A 16709-nucleotide genomic window follows, 5' to 3' on the forward strand; every position below is an offset into this window, starting at 1 on the left:
TTGCGCTCCCGTTTGCGTTGCAAACGAATTGAACACACGGATTGGGGTGGGGGATATGAAACGTATAGCACTGTGGCTGGCGTTGTTTACTGCATGCACGTTTGGCGCGGGCGCGGCGTGGTCGCAGGCGTTGCCATCGATTCGCACGACCTTCGTGCCTCGTGATACGGGTCAGCCGAGTCCGTGCTTTCAAACGACTTGTTTCGAACGTGCTGCTTACGACAACAGAACCTTGGTTGCCGTCGGCTACACCGTGCCGAATTCGTTGTACGTTTATCGACGCATTCCCGCGGGTTATTGGGGACGGCACGCCACGATCCGCAATCGCACGCTGAAAGCTGTGTTGTCCGATGAAATCCTGGTCGGCGGTGCCGGCTGCTCCACCGACGTGTTGGCGTTGGTCGATTCCAAATGGACCATCAAACAAACCATCCCGGTGTGCGGCACGCAGGTGGTGAGGGACTACAACCGTCTGTTGTTCGCCAACGAAGGCGGTGATTGGACCTTCGTCGTGCGTCGGGCCGACGGCGTGTATGTGGAAGAGAGCCGTTTCGCCCCGTCCACTTTGGTGCCGTTCGACTTCTCTGCCATGTCAGTGGCTTTCCATGGCTGGACGGTTGCCGTCGGTCAGCCGGTCGACGGTACCGAGCTTGGCAAAGTTCATATCTTCCAGCGACGCGACGATGAGTGGTCCTTAGCCAAGACCATCCAGGCCGAGCCGTTGTTGTTCGGCACGATGTTCGGCTGGACGGTTGCTGTGGGCGATTTCGAAGTCGCCATCAGCGCGCCGGTGGCGTACGCGGGACCGGGCCGCACCGGCAAAGTGTTTGTTTATGCCGGCGCTGGAGACAACTGGCACGTGCGTCAGGAGATCACAGAGCCGGCGGGTGCCAGCACTAACAAAATCTTCGGTACCGCCATGACCATGAAGGGCCGGCGTCTGATCATCAGTGGCGACGCGCCGCAGATGGCGACCACCGGGCCGTACACTTATTTGTTCGAACGAGGTTTGACTAATCCAGATTGGGTAGCGCGCGGCGCGCTCGCGACCAAGAACGGCGTACAGCGAGCGACGCCGAGCATTTTCTTGTCAGGGGATACGGCGATGATTGATGTGGCTGCGACCGAATTGGAGCAGGGTCGCACCGGCACGATTCCGGCGGTGGTGAACTTGCCGGCGCTACGTGAGGCCGACGTCGCGCCCTGAGCGCTGAATCGATTAGTTCAGTACGAAGCGGACTTGCAGTACGGCACGCTGGGCCACCGGCGTGCCGTTTTTGCGAACCGGCTCGAAACGCCACTTGCTGACTGAGTCGAGCGCGGCTTTGTCGAATACCTCAGCGGGTTCGGAGTTACGAACCTGCAGATCGCGAGTGCTGCCGTCGGGCAGAATCGTGAATTCGACTTGCACCCAACCTTCCGTACCGGCGCGTTGTGCGTCTCTGGGGTAGACCGGCGGTACTTCGCGAACTCGTTTCAGCGAGCCTGCTTGAGCGACGTTCTTGGTGAAGTCACGTTCCGCTTGCGCGGCTGACAGTTGTTCTTGCAGCGTGCGGACGGCTTGCATGCCAGGAATCAGTTTGTCGGCGTGCTCGATGAGTGTCGCGGCTTCGTCGACGTTGTTGCCGGCCAGTGCGGTTCGTGAGCGATCCAGCAGTACGAAGGCGAGCCGTTGTTGTTCGCTACGAACTTCCTCGGCGTCCGGATAGCTGGCACGCAAGGCCAGCACGCTTTCGAACGCATTGCTGCCCACAGGGGAGATCAGCGAGCCGCGCTCGCGAAGGCTGGCGACCGCAGCGACTTGCTCAGCCAGTGCTGGGCCTGGTTGAGCCGGTCGTTGCTCGGCTTGCTCGGTCGGTGAAGGACTTGGTTGATCCGACACTTGAGCGACCTGTTCGGCGGGCGCAGCCGCCTTGGATGCCGCTGCAGCGGACGCGGCTTCTTGATCAGCGAGTTCACGAGCAATCGCGTCTGCGAGCTCCCGCTCGGCGACTTCGGCGGCGATCAACGCGTTGCCGGCCGTGTCCCGAGAGGGGGCACTTACCGGTGCGTTAGTAACGGACGCTGAGTTCCTGGGCGCGGCAGAGGGAATATTCGCAGTCGCGGACGGCGAAGCAGTCCCCGCTTGCGGCCTCGCATTATCAGCAACCGTCTGCACCGGCTTGGTCCGAGACAGCGCCAACAACTGCGCTCGCAAAGCATCGAGCTGCGGATGATTCGGGGCGGCACGTTGCAGAGCCGTCCAGGCCGTTACAACGCGTGCAGCGTTACGTTCTTCCAACGCTTTGACGACACGCTGCTCCAGCGTATCGATCACCTTCTGCACGCCGGCCTTAGCGTCAGCGTTGGCAGGCTGCATGGCCAAGACAGCTTTGTAATATTCGAGCGCGTTGTCACCGCGAGGATCGAGCAACCGGCCGCTGAGATAAGCGATTTGAGCGCTGCCGAGCTTCGACTTGATAGTGTCCTCAACGGGCGCATCGCCGACGTGCGTGGTCTGCAACGTCGCCGGCAAACCTTGATCGCGCGATTGCCATAGAGCAAATGCGATGACCGCGGCCACAACACCGGCCGAAGCTGCAGCGACCTTGCCGAGATACGGCCGCTTGCGAGCCATCGTTCGCACCGTCTGCAAAGCGATGGGCTGACCGTCACGCTGTTCGTTGTGACGACGAGTCGCGGCGTTGAGAAACTGCGAGGCACGGCCTGGCGAGATGGGCTTGTGCAGGAATCGATAGATACGACCGGTGCTGAGCAACGACGCGACCGCGCCTTCGTCTTCGCGCCGGCCGATGGCCATGAAAATCAACTCGGGAAACTGCGCCTGCAAGCGTTCCAGCAACGCCGCCACGTCGCCGTGCAAAGCAGCGAGATCGGCGATCAGGACGTCACAACGACCGCCGACCAGATAGTCGACGGCAGCGTCTGCGGAGGGGGCTTCCCAAAGGGCGTGCTCGGACCCTGCGGATGAGCGCAGGGCCTCGAGCAAACTCGTATCCGACGTCAGTACGACGACATCAACGACCTGTCCAGGGCGCGCCGCAGTGGTGCGCACCGTGGATAGGAAATCTTCAGACTTCGTACTCTGCACAGCATTCTCATCTTGTCGAAAGGGCCTCGGCCGCTTTCGACCATGAGACAAGTCCGCATCATTCGAGACACACGACCAGTTGCGCCGAATGACTGCGCCAGTTGATCGGAATGACGAAGGAACGGATGTTGTCTGGGGTAACGATTTTCTCGGGTTCGCCGGCTACCACCGTCGGCACCGAGATCATGAAGTCCTTGCCGAAATCCCGGCGCGCGTTGCCGGAGATCGTGTTGGCGACTTCGCCCACCAGGTCGCACATGTTTTCCTGGGTCAATTCCGTTTCGCCCATGCGCATCAGCATGACTGTGAGCATGGGCCGCGAAGCAGTGAAATAAACGATGCCACGACGCTTACCGGCGATCGAAATCAGACCGGTGAATTCCTGAATGGTGGGCTTGCCTTCCTGCACGATGTAGGGCGAGCCGACCGACGCGGGTTGATTGGCCGCGGTCGCGAAATAGTGCGTCGTGCCTTCGACGAATGTTTCCAACTCGACTTTAGTCATCATTGCCGGCGCCCCTCAGCAGCTCTTCGAGCGCTTCTGTCAGCTGGCGATCTGTGAATGGCTTGCACAGAAAGCCATTGGCGCCTTTCTTCAAAGCTTCGATGGCGGTGGCTTTGTCGGAGAGCGCCGAAATCACCAGGATGAGAACGTCCGGTTTGATCTTCACCAGATTCTCGACGCATTCGATGCCATCCATCTCAGGCATCGTAATGTCCATGGTGACGACGTCCGCCGGCTCTTTGCGGAAGGCCTCGACGGCCTGTTTGCCATTCGCCGCGGTGGCGATCACTTGCAGACGTTCAATCTGCAGTTCTCGCTCGATCTTGCGGCGAATTATGTTCGAATCGTCACAAATCATGAGCTTGAGCTTGCCGTTCGTCAACGGTGCAGCCTTGGCATTGGCGCTCGCCATTGCAGTCCCTCTTAGTCTTCAGTATTCCAGTAGAAGCTGTTGGTCCGTCACTCAAAGAGGCATCAGGCGGCCACTGCGCGTTCCGTCGCCGGCAGCCAGATCTTGAACTTGGAGAATTTCCCGCCGGCCGAGGCCAGTCCGACCCGGCCGCCCAGTTCGGCGACCAGGATGCGTACCAGGTCCATGCCGGCGCCGCGGCCCGCGTCGGTAGTGACCCGATCCGCCGTCGAGAATCCGGGGCGGAAAATCAGTGCCATGGTCTGGCGCGGGTCGAGCATCGCGGCTTGCGCCGGGGTGATCAGGCCGCGTTCCACCGCCACTTCCTTGATCCGATCCAGCTGCAGGCCACGGCCATCGTCTTGGACGATCAGCTCGTAACCGTCGGTGCCGCGTGGCGAGAACTCGACCGCCAGCGCACCGGTCTCGGCCTTGTTGGCCTTGGCGCGCTCGCTCGGTTCTTCGATGCCATGAACCACGGCATTACGAACCAATTGAATGGTGATGTCCTTGACCGCTCGGCGATAGGTCTCGGGCACGGCTTCCAGGCCGTTACAACGCAGATTCACTTGCTTGGACTGGCTGCTCGCCACACGGGCGGCCAGATCTTCGAGCGTACGTTCCAGGCCGGCTACCGCGCCGGTGGTTTCGCCCAGGTCGGCCGGGGCGTTGAGCGCGCGAGTGATTTGCGTCTGGTCCTGACCGGCCAACCACTGATCCACCTTCTCGGCGCCGACTTCGGTGCCGGCGTTGCGTTTGGTGGCGATGGCGTGATGCAGATCGACCAGTCGGCTCAACATCTCGCGCACCTGGGCGAGGTGGTTGAACAGGTCGTCCAGCTTCACCACCAGAGGCAGGAAGTCGCTGCCCGACAATGACTGGCGGCCCTTCAAATCGTTGAGCGATTCTTCGAACGCGTGGGCGCGCTGTTCGACGGTCTTGAGGCCCAGCGCCGCCGCTTCGCCCTTGACCGCATGCACCTGACGGTAGATGCCGTCGATCTTGGCGCGGAACGCGGATTCTTCGCGCGCCGGCTCTTTGAGAATCGAGTTGACCATCTTCAACGACACGTCGGCGTCGGTGAGGAAGCTGGTCAGGCTGTCCGGCTCCACGTGCAGGATACGTAACAACAGGTCGAGCTGGGCCTGGGCTTTTTCCTGCGAATCCAGCAGTTCGCGCGACAGCATCACGCGCTTGGTCACGTCGTTCACGGTGACCAGCAAATGTGACAGCGTGCCTTCGGATTTGACGCGGTTGAAGTCGAATTCCAGGAAGTGAGTGTCGAAGCCGCCGGCCGGATTGTCGAAATGCACTTCCACTTCGTTCAACGGATTGATGGTCTTCACCAACTTCTCGTTGACTCGTTCGCCCCACAACAGTGCCACGTAGTCCATGGCGGTGCGCAGGGTCTTTTCCGGCACGATGTCCTTCAACAATTTGTCGAAGGTCAGATCCAGAAAGTCTTCGCGACGGAAGATGTTGTTCAAGGCCATCGAGCGCTCGCTACCGAGCTTCAAGTCCTTGTCCAGCAGGAACAGGCCTTCGTTCACGGTGCGCAGAATGTCCTGCGTTTCCTTGCGCTGCCGGTTCGAGGACGCTTCTTCCTTACGCAAGTTGCGGGCGAAGAACAGGAAGATCGCGCCGAGCAGCAACAAGGCCGCGACCATGCCGCCGATCTGGATGTAACGCAGCGTGTCGGTCTCTTTGCGGCTGTGAGCTTCGACCTGAACTGACAAGTCGTTCAGCAGCTTGGCCAGCTGGCCGTGGGCGGCGTTGCCGTATTCAGTGAGATCGCTCAAAGCCGCCTGCAAGCGACGGCCGCGCGGGCTGAGCTGAATCGTCGGAGCGGCAGGCGGCGGCGCGGCCACCGCAGGCGCTGCATTCTTGCCATTGGCGGCCGGTGCAGGAGCCGGGGCGGGCGCCGGCTGGGCAGTCACATAGGGCGAGCCGGAGAAACGCAGGATGGGATCGAGCTTGGCCTTGTAGCCGTCCCACAGCTTGCTGCCGTTTTTCAGCTGTTCGACCGCGGTGGGCGCGGTCATGGATGGCAGCACCAGGATTTCACCGGCGCTGTCAGTGATCATGCCGCCGTTGGCTAGACCGTTCAGGGAACGATCGAAGGCGGTGGCGGCTTTGCGCAGGCTTTCCAGCGCGTCCTCGATCTTTTCGCCGTTTTGCAGGCGTTGTGCCAGCTGCACGCTGGCGTCGTACACCGCGCGGGGCTGTTGAGCCTGGTTTTCCAGGAAGCGGACGCCGGCGACGTTATCCGAGAACTGTCCGGCCTTGCCGTGGTTCAACGCCAGGATGATGGCGATGAACACCAGAAATCCGGTGATCGCGAAGACGATTCCCTTGTATCGACCCAGATCGAGAATTCCCATGTACCTTCCCCTTGGCCGCGCGCCACGAAGGCCGCGAACGGACCTACCCTCAAGCCGGAATGCGCGAAAAGCTGGCCCCGCGTCTTCCCAGACTGCAGCCTTCCGCTCCCTGTTGAACAAGTATGTAATCTGACAATAAGCACTTTGACTGTCGCTCGACTCAGTTCCCGTTTTTAAATGACGAAAACTTGCACCAGTTCAAAGTTTCGCGCAGTGGGCTGCGTGAATTGCCGTCGTCTAACTTCCGGAAAGGCTTAATTGCGATCGAGCCGATCGCGCCGCTGTATGTGACATCGTTGCAACAGCGCGCCGCCGATACTTTGCCGGAGGCGCTGCGGCAGACAGTTTTGCCTGCAACCCCGGGGGCAAGTCAATGGCGCGTTTATGCGACAAGCAGGCGTTTTCGACGCCGTTGCAAGCACTTACGCACCGTAAGAGGTCACTTGGGATGCTCGACAAGGCCGCGGTCGCCGCTCATAGTGCGCTCCTCGCGATAGGTTTACACCCTTTGGGCCGCCTCTTACCGACGCGTGGGTCATGAGCAAAATAGAATTCAAATCACATGTGCCCGTTGCCCAGAAGACGGCGCTGGAAGCGTTGTTGTTTTTCAATGCTTGCCAGGAGCGCGTCAGCGCCTGTATTGCCGATGCCATCGAGAAGTTTGGTGCGCCGGAGATCGTTGCCGATCGCGATCGGCTGCGTATTCATATGAAGGGCCTGCCGGAGGTGCAATCGCTGTTCGCCATCGACAGTGCGACCGGTCGGCCGGTCGGCGTCGCCGTTTATGCGCGCCAGGACATCGAGCATGTAACCGTCGTGCACATCGGCATCACATCGGAGTTCGCCAGCGGCGGTTATCGCGCCAACGAGCAGCTGTTGCTGAAGCTGTTGCGTGAAGTGCGTCGTTCCACTCGTCGCGTCAAAGGCGTGCGCAGTATGGATTTGTATTACGCCACCGGCACCGCGCGCACCGCGACTCCGCGTTGGCGAGCACCTGCCAAGGCGCTGATGTAACGGTTGATATCGTCGCGTTCCTTCCTTCTAATGCCTGCTCCGCGGCGGCAGGTTTGCTGAATTGTTCCAAGCAGCGTTCATTCGCATCACCAACAAGTTCGTCTTGCTGGGCACGGCGGTCGTTTGGCTATCGTTATTGGCCGGGCTGCTCGGCCGGCTGGCGTGGCCGTTCGATTTGTTTGCTCACTTCCGTGTGCAGTACGCGGTGTCGTTTGTTTTGCTGGCCGCCGTGGCCGCGATGTTGCGTCGGTATGGGCTCGCGCTGGCGGCCGCGTTCGGTTTCGTCATCAGCTCAGTCGCATTGTTTCCCTATGTGTCGACGGAGCCGGTCGCTACAGCAGCGGCCACGCCAAACGGTGCGACGTTTCGATTGCTGTCGTTCAATGTTTGGTTTCGCAATCCCGACATGGCGCGCGTCGCGGAGTACATCGAACAGTCACAAGCGGATGCCGTGGTGCTGTTGGAATTGACGCCGCCGCAAGCCGAAACGTTGCTACCGCTGCTGCCGAGTTATCCGCACTATCACATCGAGCCGAGCCGGATGGGCGCGGCCGTGTTCACCAAATGGCCCATGCTGTCAGCCGAGTCTGTGCCGCTGTCCCACAGTGGTGCCATTGCCGCGAGAATGACCGTCGATTGGCGAGGTACGCCGGTGAATGTATTGGGCGTGCATCTGAATTGGCCGCTCGGGCCGCGCAACTCGGAATTTCGTAATCAAGAACTGAGCGAGTTGGTGGAGTTCAGCAAAGCCCAGCAAGGGCCGTTGATCGTGGCGGGCGATTTCAATCTCACACCCTGGTCGGAATATTTCGCCGCTGCGCTGGAACGCTCGGGATTGCACGATGCCGCGGTCGGCTTCGGCTTAGCGCGCAGTTGGCCGGCGCAGTTCGCGCCAGTCGGTATGCGCATCGATCATTGTTGGCTGTCGCCGCAATGGCGCAGCCTCTCCGCCGCGATCGGGCCGTCGTTAGGTTCGGATCATCTGCCGCTGGTCGCGGATCTGTCTTTGCAGCCGTAGCTTACTCGGGGCGCGGCGCGCGACGAATGATATAGCCGCCGGATTTCTGATCGGGCTCCAAGGTCAGCAGCTTGCGAGTCTGCGCCTCTTCGAGCAGATCGCTGAAGGTGCGGAAACCGAAGTAACTTTCGTTGAAGCCGGGATTACGGCGCTTCAAGGTCTGTTTGACCATGGAGCCCCAGATTTTCTCGTCCTGATCGCGTTCTTCGGCGAGCGCATCGATGGTGTCCACCACCAAATCGAAGGCTTGTTGTTTACGATCTTCCTCCGTGGTCTCGGGCTTGGCTGCTTTGGGAGCCTCAGTGCCCTGCGCGCCTGCGGCGGCGGGTTTCGCAGCAGCAGCCGCCGGTTGCTTACGACGCGCGCGCTGCTTGTTCTTCTTTTCTTCCTGGCGCACCAAGTCATCGTAAAAGATGAACTCGTCGCAGTTGGCGATCAGCAAATCGGACGTGGAGCTTTTCACGCCGACGCCGATCACGGTCTTATTGTTTTCGCGCAGCTTGCTGACCAACGGCGAGAAGTCCGAGTCGCCGCTGATGATGACGAAGGTATCGACGTGCGCCTTGGTGTAACAAAGATCCAGCGCGTCCACCACCAAGCGAATGTCGGCGGAGTTCTTGCCCGAAATCTTCACATGCGGGATTTCGATCAGCTCGAACGATGCTTCATGCATCGGCTTCTTGAAATCCTTGTAGCGATCCCAGTCGCAGTACGCCTTCTTGACCACGATGCTGCCTTTGAGCAGCAAGCGTTCGAGCACGCGATCGATATCGAACTTGGCGTATTGAGCATCTCGCACACCGAGCGCGATGTTCTCGAAATCGCAGAACAGCGCCATGCTGGTGATGCTATGAGCCACTATAACCAACCCTTGCGTTTGAACAGCGCGTAAGTGACCACCATCGAAGCGATCATCAGTCCGATGGAAAAGAAGAAATTACTGTACTTGCCCGGCAGGTCCGGCAGCAGGTGATAGTTCATGCCGTAGATGCTGGCGATCAAGGTCGGCGGCAGGAACAACACCGCGGCCACCGAAAAGATCTTGATGATGTTGTTCTGTTCGACGTTGATCAGGCCGAGCGTGGCTTCCAACAGGAACGACACTTTGGAGCCGAGGAACGACGCGTGATCGGACAGCGACAACACGTCGCGACTGATGGAATGAAACCGATCGCGCTGCTCGCCGGTGATGCCCGAGACCGACTGCTGCACGAACATCAACAAGCGGCCCAAGCTGACCAAGCTTTCTCGGCCTTTGGAGTTGAGTTCGCCGTTGAAGCCGATGCGCTCGATCATGGCGCGCAGATCGCGGCTGGTCGGTTGACCGCTGCCGTTACGCGCGAAGATGTTGCCGGACACGTTGTCCAGATCGGAGCCGACGCGTTCGAGCACATCGGCGATGCGTTCGATGAAAGCTTCCATCAACCCCGCCAGAATGGTCACTGCGTTCTGGCACGAAGCCGGATGTTTGCCGGCGTAGCTGATGAATTGCTGAAACGGCTTGGTGTCGAGGTAGCGATTGGTGATGAGTCGATTGCCGGCGAGGATGAAGGTCACCGCCGTGCTGATCGGTCGATCGGTATCGAGTTGCGCGGCGACCGTCGTGGTCATGTAGAGCGCGCCGTTGTCCTCGTACAGCCGGTTCGAGGTCTCGATCTCCTTCATTTCCTCGCGCGTCGGCACTTCGATGCCGAACGAGGCTTCGACCAGCTTTTCTTCCTCGACGGTGGGCTCGAGCAAGTCGATCCAGACCGCCGGTGTTGGAATCGGCGGCCCGTCGTCGCCGTCACCCAGCGGGGCCTTGGCCAGGCCCTGAGCGGTTGGGACGAAGATGTTCAGCATGGCGGGAGTTCCGCCCGGCGTCAGCCGCCGTGCTCGTGAGCCGCCAGCTCGTCGATCAGGCCAAACAGCTGAGACTCGCCGCCGGCGGTGCTCACATCGGTGCTGTACTTGCCGTTGACGACCACCGTCGGCACGGACTGGATGCGATAGCGCTTGTTCAGGAAGTCCGCCCGCTGCAGCTTGGACTCCACCGCGAACGACGAGAATGCTTTGGTGAACTCATCCTTGTTGACGCCGTGCTGCTGGAAGAACGCGGCGATCTTGTCGACGCTGTTCAGCTGATTGCCGGTGACGTGGATCTCGCGAAAGATCAGCGAGTGCAGCTCGTCGAGCTTGCCGAGCAGTTCGGCGGTGTAGAAGACGCGAGCATGCAGCCGGGTGCCTTCGTTCCACATCGCCGGCACGCGCACGAACTCGACGTAGGCTGGCTTGTTCTTGCCGCGCCAGGATTCGATGGCCGGGTCGAGCGCGAAGCAATGGCCGCAGCCGTACCAGAACACTTCGGCCACTTCGACCTTGCCGGGGCCGGCATTGGTCGGCTGGGCCGGCACGATCTTCTGATAGTTGGCGCCTTCCTTGTACTTCGCCGAAGTCGCCGGGCCGCTGGCTGCGCCACCCAGCTTCAGCGCTGGCTGCGTGGTCGAGGCCTGCTGTTGTTCGGCTGGAGCCGGCGCGTCATCGAGCTCGCTGACCGTTTCGGCCGGAGCCGCGATCGCGGCCTGATCGGTCGCCGCCTGTTCGGCCGGAGCCGCAGCAGCGCCTTCTGTCGCCGGGGCCGCGGCTTGCTCAGCCGCCGGAGTGGCAGCTGGTGCCGGAGTTGTCGAAGCGGACTCTTGTTTGCCGCAAGCAGTCAGCAGCACCAGGGTCGATAGCAGGGCAGCGAGTTTGTTCATGGCGTTCCGAGCAATAGGTTCGCGAATGGCGCGCGCTATCGACCCAATGTGAGTGCGATCAGCGCAGGCCCTGGATGTAAGCAGCCACCGCGTCGATTTGTTCATCGCTGAGCGAAGCGGCGACATTGCGCATCATTTGATTCGGGTCGGTCTGCCGTGTTCCCGAGCGATACGCTTTCAGCTGCGCGACGGTGTAAACGGCGTGCTGACCCTTGATGTTGGCGTAGCCGGCGGCCGGATTGCCGGAGCCGTTCGGGCCGTGGCAAGAGGCACAGGCTGCGACACCCTTGGCCACATCGCCGCCGCGGAACAGCTTCTGGCCCAGCGCCACCTTCGAGGGTTCGGCTTCCAGCGTGCCGGTGGGCTTCTGGCTGGCGTAGAACGCGGCGAGATCGGCCACGTCCTCATCGGACAGCGGCTTGGCCATCGGGGTCATCAGCACGTTGCTGCGCTGGTCATTCTTGAACGCAGTCAGCTGGCGCTTGATGTAGGTTTCGTGCTGGCCGGCCAGGTTGGGCCATTCCGGGTTCACGCTGGTGCCTGTGACACCATGGCAAGCGACGCAGGTGCCGGCCTTGGCCTGGCCCTTTTCGGCGGAGCCGGCGACAGACGGTTCGGCTGCGAATCCAACACCCGCCTGCAGGCCGCACAGAACGGTGAGCAGGACCATCGACTGAAACTTCATTATTCGCAACTCCGGTAGCGGCGGCTGGCCAAAAGGCGCGGAATTGTACACTAGCGATACACCCCGCCTGCAGCCCCTATCCAATGCCACAGTTTCCTTCCGTCGAGTTCCTCACCAGCTCCTGGCAACCGCACCAGTTTCCCGCCGATCAGGGCGCGGAAGTGGCGTTTGCCGGGCGCTCCAATGCCGGCAAGTCCAGCGCCTTGAACGCCATCACCGGGCGCAAGGACCTGGCGCGCACCAGTAAGACGCCCGGGCGCACCCAGCTGATCAACTTTTTTACCTTGAATCCGCAGCAGCGCCTGGCCGACCTGCCCGGCTACGGCTACGCCAAAGTGCCCGAGAAAATGCGCGATCACTGGCGCAAGTTGATGGAGAACTACGTCGAGACGCGCGAATCGCTGGCCGGAGTGGTCCTGGTCATGGACTCACGCCACCCGCTCACCGACTTCGACCAACAGATGCTCGAGTGGACCAGCGCGCAGAACCTGCCTGTCCATATATTGCTGACCAAGGCCGACAAACTCGGCCGCGGCGAATCCATGGCCACCATCAAGAAGGTGCTCCAGACCGTCGGAGAAGCCGCTACCGCCCAGCTGTTCTCCGCCGTAAAGAAGACCGGCGTCGACGAAGCGCGCAAAGAGGTGCTCGGCATGCTCGCCGGCCGAAGAGCCGCGACACAGAGCGACGGCTAAATAAAAATCTGAGGGTAGTCACACCCACTCTGTGCGGGTACAGGACGTACCCCGCCGCTTTAGCGGCGGCTGCACGGAAAAAACCACGTTTTTTTCCGTAGCAACGGGCCCCGTCGTGGCAGGGATTGCCCGATCGGGCCCCATAAAAAAAGAACCCCGGGGGCTTCGAGAGCCTCCGGGGCAGTATTACCCGGCATGGGGATGGACCGGGTTACCGTTCACTCAGGGAGGTCAGCGAACGGGAGCGTCCTGGCCGACGCTCGGGAATTATGACGCCCGTGGGCCACGAAAGTTCCGGGAGTTTTTCATTGGTTCGGCGTGAAAAAATCTTTATTTTTTCATGCGGTTAACCACAACTTAATTGCGACGCACCCACCACAGCCGGAAGCGTTGTCCGGCGCCGTTTCCGTGGTTTTTGTGGCACATGCGCAACAAAGTGGCCTGACCAATTACTGCCCAGACCGCCCCAAAAAATATTTTCAAAATTTATAGGTGACGCCCAAAGAGACCATGTCGACCCAGTCATCGCCGTCCCGTTCGTCGTCATCGTCGTCGTCGAAACCGAGCTGGATCAGCTCGTACTCGACCCGGATGCCGAGGTGGGGCGTGGGCCGGTACTGCACCCCGACGCCGAACATGGGCTCGATGTTGTCGTCGCTGTCCGCGCCGCCCGGCAGGTTGACGATGCGGAAGTCGCCTTCGACGTTGGCCACGCCCAGCCGGCCGAACAGGTCGAAGTTGCCCAGCGGCAGCATGCCCAGCGCGCTCAACGACAGCGCGGTGAACTCGTTCTCCACCGTGAAGCCGAAGATCTCGTCCTGGGCCTCGCCGTATTGGGCGTAGTTCAATTCCACCGCCACCCAGTCGATGATCCGGTAGCCGAAGATGAACTTGTAGCCGGTGTCGTCGCCGTCGAAGTCGGCGAGGGAGTCGTTGTCCTCCAGCTCCACCGTGGCCTGGCCGATGCCGCCACCGATGTACCAGCCGCGCAGCGAGGGATCCATGGCCATCGCGGCGGGGCTCGCCGCGAGCAGTACCAGAGGCAATAAGAAGCGACGCATGGGTTTCATCCTGTGGGTGAGAGTTACAGGAACGTGTAGGTCACGCCGATGGACAGCATGTTGGCGTCTTTGACGTTGTCGATCTCGAACTTCTCGTACTCGGCGCGAATGCCCAGGCTCAGCAAGCGAAACTGCACGCCGACGCCGTACGCGAAGTCCGTGCCGTCCTTGCGATAAATGTCGCCGACGCCGTCGACCGAGATACTGCTGTCGAAGCTGATCAGGCCGCCTTTGACGAACACGTCGACCGGCCCGGCCGGCAGGAAGAACACACCGAAGCCGCTGATGCCGTCGGCGTCCGCGGCCAGCGAGCCATCTTTGGGCTTGCCGAAATTCACATAGCTGGCTTCGATGCCGAACCAGTCGAGCGGCCGGATGCCGGCAATGAATTTGTAGCCGGTGTCGTCGCTGTCTACTTGCGCCAGCCCTTGCTTGATGTCGATGTTGGCGTCGCCGATGCTCGCGCCCAGATAGATGCCGTTGTCGGCCGCCATCGTGGCGCCGCTCGCCACTAACAACAGCGTGGCCAGAATTGCTTTTCGCATGAGTAGTCCTTGGAAGGAATGGAAAGTGACGACGGATGAATCGTCGGAGCCGTCAATTGGTTGCATGAGGTGGCATCAGGATGCATGCGCAACCTGAATCGCAAATGAAATGTCGGCGCCGGGAGCCCGGCGCCGCGTGGTTCAGTGCGCTTGATCCCAGTTTTCGCCGATGCCGGCGTCGACTTTGAGGGGCACGCGCAGCTTGGCCGCGCCGCTCATCAGCTCACGAACGTGTGCAATCAGGTCTTCGGCGTGCTCGCGTCGCACTTCGAAGACAAGTTCGTCATGCACCTGCAGCAACAGACGGGCCTGCAGTTTGGACTCATACAACCAGCGATCGACCTCGATCATCGCGCGCTTGATGATGTCAGCGGCCGTGCCTTGCATTGGCGCGTTGATGGCCGCTCGCTCCGCGCCCTGGCGCAGGCCGGCGTTGCGTGAGTTGATATCGTTTAGATACAAACGGCGACCGAACACTGTTTCCACATAACCGCGCTCGTGCGCCAGTTGCCGTGTTTCGTCCATGTAACGGCGCACGCCGGGATAACGTTGAAAATACAAATCGACGTAACGTGCGGCGACGCTGCGCTCGATGCCCAGCCGCGACGCCAACCCGAATGCCGACATGCCATAGATCAAACCGAAGTTGATCATCTTAGCGGTGCGTCGCTGGTCGGCGGTGACCGTGTCGAGCGTCATGCCGAACACTTCGGCCGCAGTGGCCAGATGGATGTCGCGGTCTTCGCTGAAAGCCTTGAGCAAGCCTTCGTCGCCCGACAGGTGCGCCATGATGCGCAACTCGATCTGCGAATAGTCGGCGGCCACGATGCACCAGCCCGGCGGCGCTATGAACGCCTGGCGAATGCGTCGGCCTTCCGGGGTGCGGATCGGAATGTTTTGTAAATTGGGATCGGCAGAGGACAAGCGCCCGGTGGCGGCGATGGCTTGCTGATAACAAGTGTGTACGCGTTGCGTCGACCGATTGATCTGCAGCGGCAGCTTGTCGGTGTACGTGGACTTCAACTTGGCGAAGCCGCGGTAATCCATGATCAACTTCGGCAACTCGTAACTCACCGCGAGTTCTTCGAGCACGTCTTCGGCCGTCGAGGGTTGCCCAGTCGGCGTCTTGCGAATCACCGGCAAGCCCAACTTGTTGAACAACACTTCCTGCAATTGTTTGGGCGATTCCAGCGAGAAGGGCCCGCCGGCCGCAGCGTATGCCTGCGTCTCGATCTCACGCATGCGCGTGGCGAGTTCATTACTTTGTTTGCGTAGCAAGTCGCCATCGAGCAGCACGCCGGTTTGTTCCATCCGCGTCAGCACCGGCACCAACGGTTGTTCGATGGTGTTGTACAGCTCTTGCACTTGCGGCAGGCTTTCGAGCCGCGGCCACAGCAAGTCGTGTAGCTGCAAGGCCAGGTCGGTTTCTTCCGCGGCGAAATTGGTTGCGATGTCCAGCGAGACCTGACTGAACTCGATTTGCTTCGCGCCTTTGCCGGCGACACTCTCGTAAGCAATGGGATCGATACCGAGATACTTGCGCGCAATCGCCGGCAGCTCGTGTTTGGTCGCCGTGCTGTTCAACACATACGACTCGAGCATGATGTCGAATTGCTCGCCGCGCAGCTCGATGCCCGCACGCTTCAGCACGTGAGCTTTGAATTTCAGGTCGTGGCCGACCTTGAGCGGCCGTTCCGCTTCCAGCACCGGTCGCAGCGCTTGCAGTACCGTGTCGCGCGACAGTTGAGTCGGCGCGCCAGGAAAGTCGTGACTCACCGGGATGTAAGCGACCTTGCCCGGCTCGACGCTGACGGCGATGCCGACGATGTCGGCCTGCATATAGCTGCCGGACGTAGTCGAGAGGTTCAGCGAAATCACATCCGCTGTTTTCAGCTTCGCGACCCACGCATCGAGTGCCTCAGTGGTCAGCACGGTTTCGTAGGTGCGAGGCACCGGTGCGACAACCGGCGTTACAGCTTCTGAAGCAGGTGAATCGGACGGAGCAGCGCTCGGTGTCGCTGCCGTTTGAGCCGCGTCGGCGGCATCAGCTCCGACGAACTGTTTCAACAGTGCGCGAAACTCGAATCGGGTGAAGATCTCTTTCAGCTTCTCGCGATCCGGCTCGCCGACTCGCAGCGATTCGAACGGCTGATCCAGCTTGACGTTGGTTTCTAGCGTCGCGAGCTTGCGCGATAGCTCCAGCTCTTTCATGCCGGCGCGCAGATTCTCACCGACCTTGCCGGTGATGGCCGCGGCGTTTTCGACCAGCTTGTCGAGCGTGCCGTATTCGCCCAGCCATTTCGCGGCCGTCTTCGGGCCGACCTTGGGGATGCCGGGAATGTTGTCCGAGGTGTCGCCGACCAGCGCGAGATAGTCGACGATTTGTTCGGGATACACATCGAACTTCGTCTTCACGCCCGCGCGGTCGTAGCGTGAGCCGGTCATGGTGTTGACCAGCGTGATGCGCTCGTTCACCAGCTGCGACATGTCTTTGTCGCCGGTGGAGATGAGCACATCGAAACCTTGTGCCGCTGCTTGTAGCGCCAGCGTGCCGATGACGTCGTCGGCTT

The 16709-nt window shown here is 60.8% G+C and carries 16 protein-coding genes; 5 read left to right on the forward strand and 11 right to left on the reverse strand.

Going from position 1 to position 16709, the window contains the following annotated elements:
- Nucleotides 1-55: 55 nt before the first annotated feature.
- Nucleotides 56-1207, forward strand: coding sequence for a hypothetical protein (locus tag JNL55_RS26365; protein WP_293861496.1), 1152 nt, complete (start codon nucleotides 56-58; stop codon nucleotides 1205-1207).
- Between the two features lie 12 nt (nucleotides 1208-1219).
- On the opposite strand, the gene JNL55_RS26370 is transcribed toward JNL55_RS26365, so the two are convergent.
- From JNL55_RS26370 to JNL55_RS26385, 4 genes are all read right to left on the reverse strand, one after another.
- Nucleotides 1220-3091 (reverse strand): TonB family protein, encoded by a 1872-nt coding sequence (locus JNL55_RS26370; RefSeq protein ID WP_293861499.1) that lies wholly within the window; start codon nucleotides 3089-3091, stop codon nucleotides 1220-1222.
- Between the two features lie 58 nt (nucleotides 3092-3149).
- Nucleotides 3150-3599, reverse strand: a complete 450-nt coding sequence (locus JNL55_RS26375; protein WP_129641671.1) for a chemotaxis protein CheX — start codon at nucleotides 3597-3599, stop codon at nucleotides 3150-3152.
- Nucleotides 3589-4008: a response regulator transcription factor gene (locus tag JNL55_RS26380; RefSeq protein WP_206606077.1), complete on the reverse strand. Its 420-nt coding sequence runs from the start codon at nucleotides 4006-4008 to the stop codon at nucleotides 3589-3591. The genes JNL55_RS26375 and JNL55_RS26380 overlap by 11 nt, the downstream gene beginning before the upstream one ends.
- Before the next feature lie 62 nt (nucleotides 4009-4070).
- Complete coding sequence (locus tag JNL55_RS26385; RefSeq protein ID WP_293861510.1) at nucleotides 4071-6386, reverse strand: ATP-binding protein; 2316 nt, start codon at nucleotides 6384-6386, stop codon at nucleotides 4071-4073.
- 537 nt (nucleotides 6387-6923) lie between these two features.
- Between JNL55_RS26385 and JNL55_RS26390 the strand changes: the two genes are divergently transcribed.
- Both JNL55_RS26390 and JNL55_RS26395 read left to right on the forward strand, forming a co-directional pair.
- Nucleotides 6924-7400, forward strand: coding sequence for a hypothetical protein (locus tag JNL55_RS26390; protein ID WP_293861513.1), 477 nt, complete (start codon nucleotides 6924-6926; stop codon nucleotides 7398-7400).
- A 61-nt stretch (nucleotides 7401-7461) separates the two neighbouring features.
- Nucleotides 7462-8418: an endonuclease/exonuclease/phosphatase family protein gene (locus JNL55_RS26395; RefSeq protein WP_293861516.1), complete on the forward strand. Its 957-nt coding sequence runs from the start codon at nucleotides 7462-7464 to the stop codon at nucleotides 8416-8418.
- Between the two features lies 1 nt (nucleotide 8419).
- Here JNL55_RS26395 and JNL55_RS26400 read toward each other — a convergent pair whose 3' ends face one another.
- The 4 genes from JNL55_RS26400 to JNL55_RS26415 are packed head-to-tail and all read right to left on the reverse strand — an operon-like array spanning nucleotide 8420 to nucleotide 11838.
- Nucleotides 8420-9256, reverse strand: a complete 837-nt coding sequence (locus JNL55_RS26400; RefSeq protein WP_415923170.1) for an NYN domain-containing protein — start codon at nucleotides 9254-9256, stop codon at nucleotides 8420-8422.
- Nucleotides 9257-9276: 20 nt separating this feature from the next.
- Nucleotides 9277-10260 carry a magnesium transporter CorA family protein gene (locus JNL55_RS26405; protein ID WP_293861522.1) on the reverse strand — a complete coding sequence of 328 codons (984 nt, stop codon included), beginning with the start codon at nucleotides 10258-10260 and terminating at the stop codon, nucleotides 9277-9279.
- A gap of 20 nt (nucleotides 10261-10280) precedes the next feature.
- Nucleotides 10281-11153 carry a thiol:disulfide interchange protein DsbA/DsbL gene (locus JNL55_RS26410; protein WP_293861525.1) on the reverse strand — a complete coding sequence of 291 codons (873 nt, stop codon included), beginning with the start codon at nucleotides 11151-11153 and terminating at the stop codon, nucleotides 10281-10283.
- A gap of 58 nt (nucleotides 11154-11211) precedes the next feature.
- Nucleotides 11212-11838: a c-type cytochrome gene (locus JNL55_RS26415; protein ID WP_293861528.1), complete on the reverse strand. Its 627-nt coding sequence runs from the start codon at nucleotides 11836-11838 to the stop codon at nucleotides 11212-11214.
- An 83-nt stretch (nucleotides 11839-11921) separates the two neighbouring features.
- Between JNL55_RS26415 and yihA the strand changes: the two genes are divergently transcribed.
- Entirely contained in the window at nucleotides 11922-12533 is a 612-nt protein-coding gene (gene yihA, locus JNL55_RS26420) for a ribosome biogenesis GTP-binding protein YihA/YsxC (RefSeq protein ID WP_293861531.1), read from the forward strand.
- Nucleotides 12534-12851: 318 nt separating this feature from the next.
- Nucleotides 12852-13025 (forward strand): hypothetical protein, encoded by a 174-nt coding sequence (locus JNL55_RS26425; protein ID WP_293861534.1) that lies wholly within the window; start codon nucleotides 12852-12854, stop codon nucleotides 13023-13025.
- On the opposite strand, the gene JNL55_RS26430 is transcribed toward JNL55_RS26425, so the two are convergent.
- The 3 genes from JNL55_RS26430 to polA all read right to left on the reverse strand — a co-directional run.
- On the reverse strand, nucleotides 13013-13594 hold the full coding sequence (locus JNL55_RS26430; protein WP_293861537.1) for an outer membrane beta-barrel protein: 582 nt from the start codon (nucleotides 13592-13594) through the stop codon (nucleotides 13013-13015). The genes JNL55_RS26425 and JNL55_RS26430 overlap by 13 nt on opposite strands.
- A gap of 23 nt (nucleotides 13595-13617) precedes the next feature.
- The gene (locus JNL55_RS26435) at nucleotides 13618-14139 is read right to left on the reverse strand and encodes an outer membrane beta-barrel protein (protein WP_293861540.1); all 522 of its coding nucleotides are present in this window, start codon (nucleotides 14137-14139) and stop codon (nucleotides 13618-13620) included.
- A gap of 141 nt (nucleotides 14140-14280) precedes the next feature.
- On the reverse strand, nucleotides 14281-16709 hold a 2429-nt coding region (polA, locus tag JNL55_RS26440), incomplete at its 5' end, for a DNA polymerase I (protein ID WP_293861543.1).

The organism is Steroidobacter sp., from assembly GCF_016790065.1.
Classification (GTDB): Bacteria; Pseudomonadota; Gammaproteobacteria; order Steroidobacterales; family Steroidobacteraceae; genus Steroidobacter.

What these genes read in the sequence shown, in the direction of transcription:
- JNL55_RS26385 (WP_293861510.1), bottom strand. Translation starts at nt 6,386, where the DNA reads ATGGGAATTCTCGATCTGGGTCGATACAAGGGAATCGTCTTCGCGATC.
- JNL55_RS26375 (WP_129641671.1), bottom strand. Translation starts at nt 3,599, where the DNA reads ATGATGACTAAAGTCGAGTTGGAAACATTCGTCGAAGGCACGACGCAC.
- JNL55_RS26405 (WP_293861522.1), bottom strand. Translation starts at nt 10,260, where the DNA reads ATGCTGAACATCTTCGTCCCAACCGCTCAGGGCCTGGCCAAGGCCCCG.
- JNL55_RS26410 (WP_293861525.1), bottom strand. Translation starts at nt 11,153, where the DNA reads ATGAACAAACTCGCTGCCCTGCTATCGACCCTGGTGCTGCTGACTGCT.
- JNL55_RS26365 (WP_293861496.1), top strand. Translation starts at nt 56, where the DNA reads ATGAAACGTATAGCACTGTGGCTGGCGTTGTTTACTGCATGCACGTTT.
- yihA (WP_293861531.1), top strand. Translation starts at nt 11,922, where the DNA reads ATGCCACAGTTTCCTTCCGTCGAGTTCCTCACCAGCTCCTGGCAACCG.
- JNL55_RS26390 (WP_293861513.1), top strand. Translation starts at nt 6,924, where the DNA reads ATGAGCAAAATAGAATTCAAATCACATGTGCCCGTTGCCCAGAAGACG.
- JNL55_RS26435 (WP_293861540.1), bottom strand. Translation starts at nt 14,139, where the DNA reads ATGCGAAAAGCAATTCTGGCCACGCTGTTGTTAGTGGCGAGCGGCGCC.
- JNL55_RS26415 (WP_293861528.1), bottom strand. Translation starts at nt 11,838, where the DNA reads ATGAAGTTTCAGTCGATGGTCCTGCTCACCGTTCTGTGCGGCCTGCAG.
- JNL55_RS26430 (WP_293861537.1), bottom strand. Translation starts at nt 13,594, where the DNA reads ATGCGTCGCTTCTTATTGCCTCTGGTACTGCTCGCGGCGAGCCCCGCC.
- JNL55_RS26400 (WP_415923170.1), bottom strand. Translation starts at nt 9,256, where the DNA reads ATGGCGCTGTTCTGCGATTTCGAGAACATCGCGCTCGGTGTGCGAGAT.
- JNL55_RS26380 (WP_206606077.1), bottom strand. Translation starts at nt 4,008, where the DNA reads ATGGCGAGCGCCAATGCCAAGGCTGCACCGTTGACGAACGGCAAGCTC.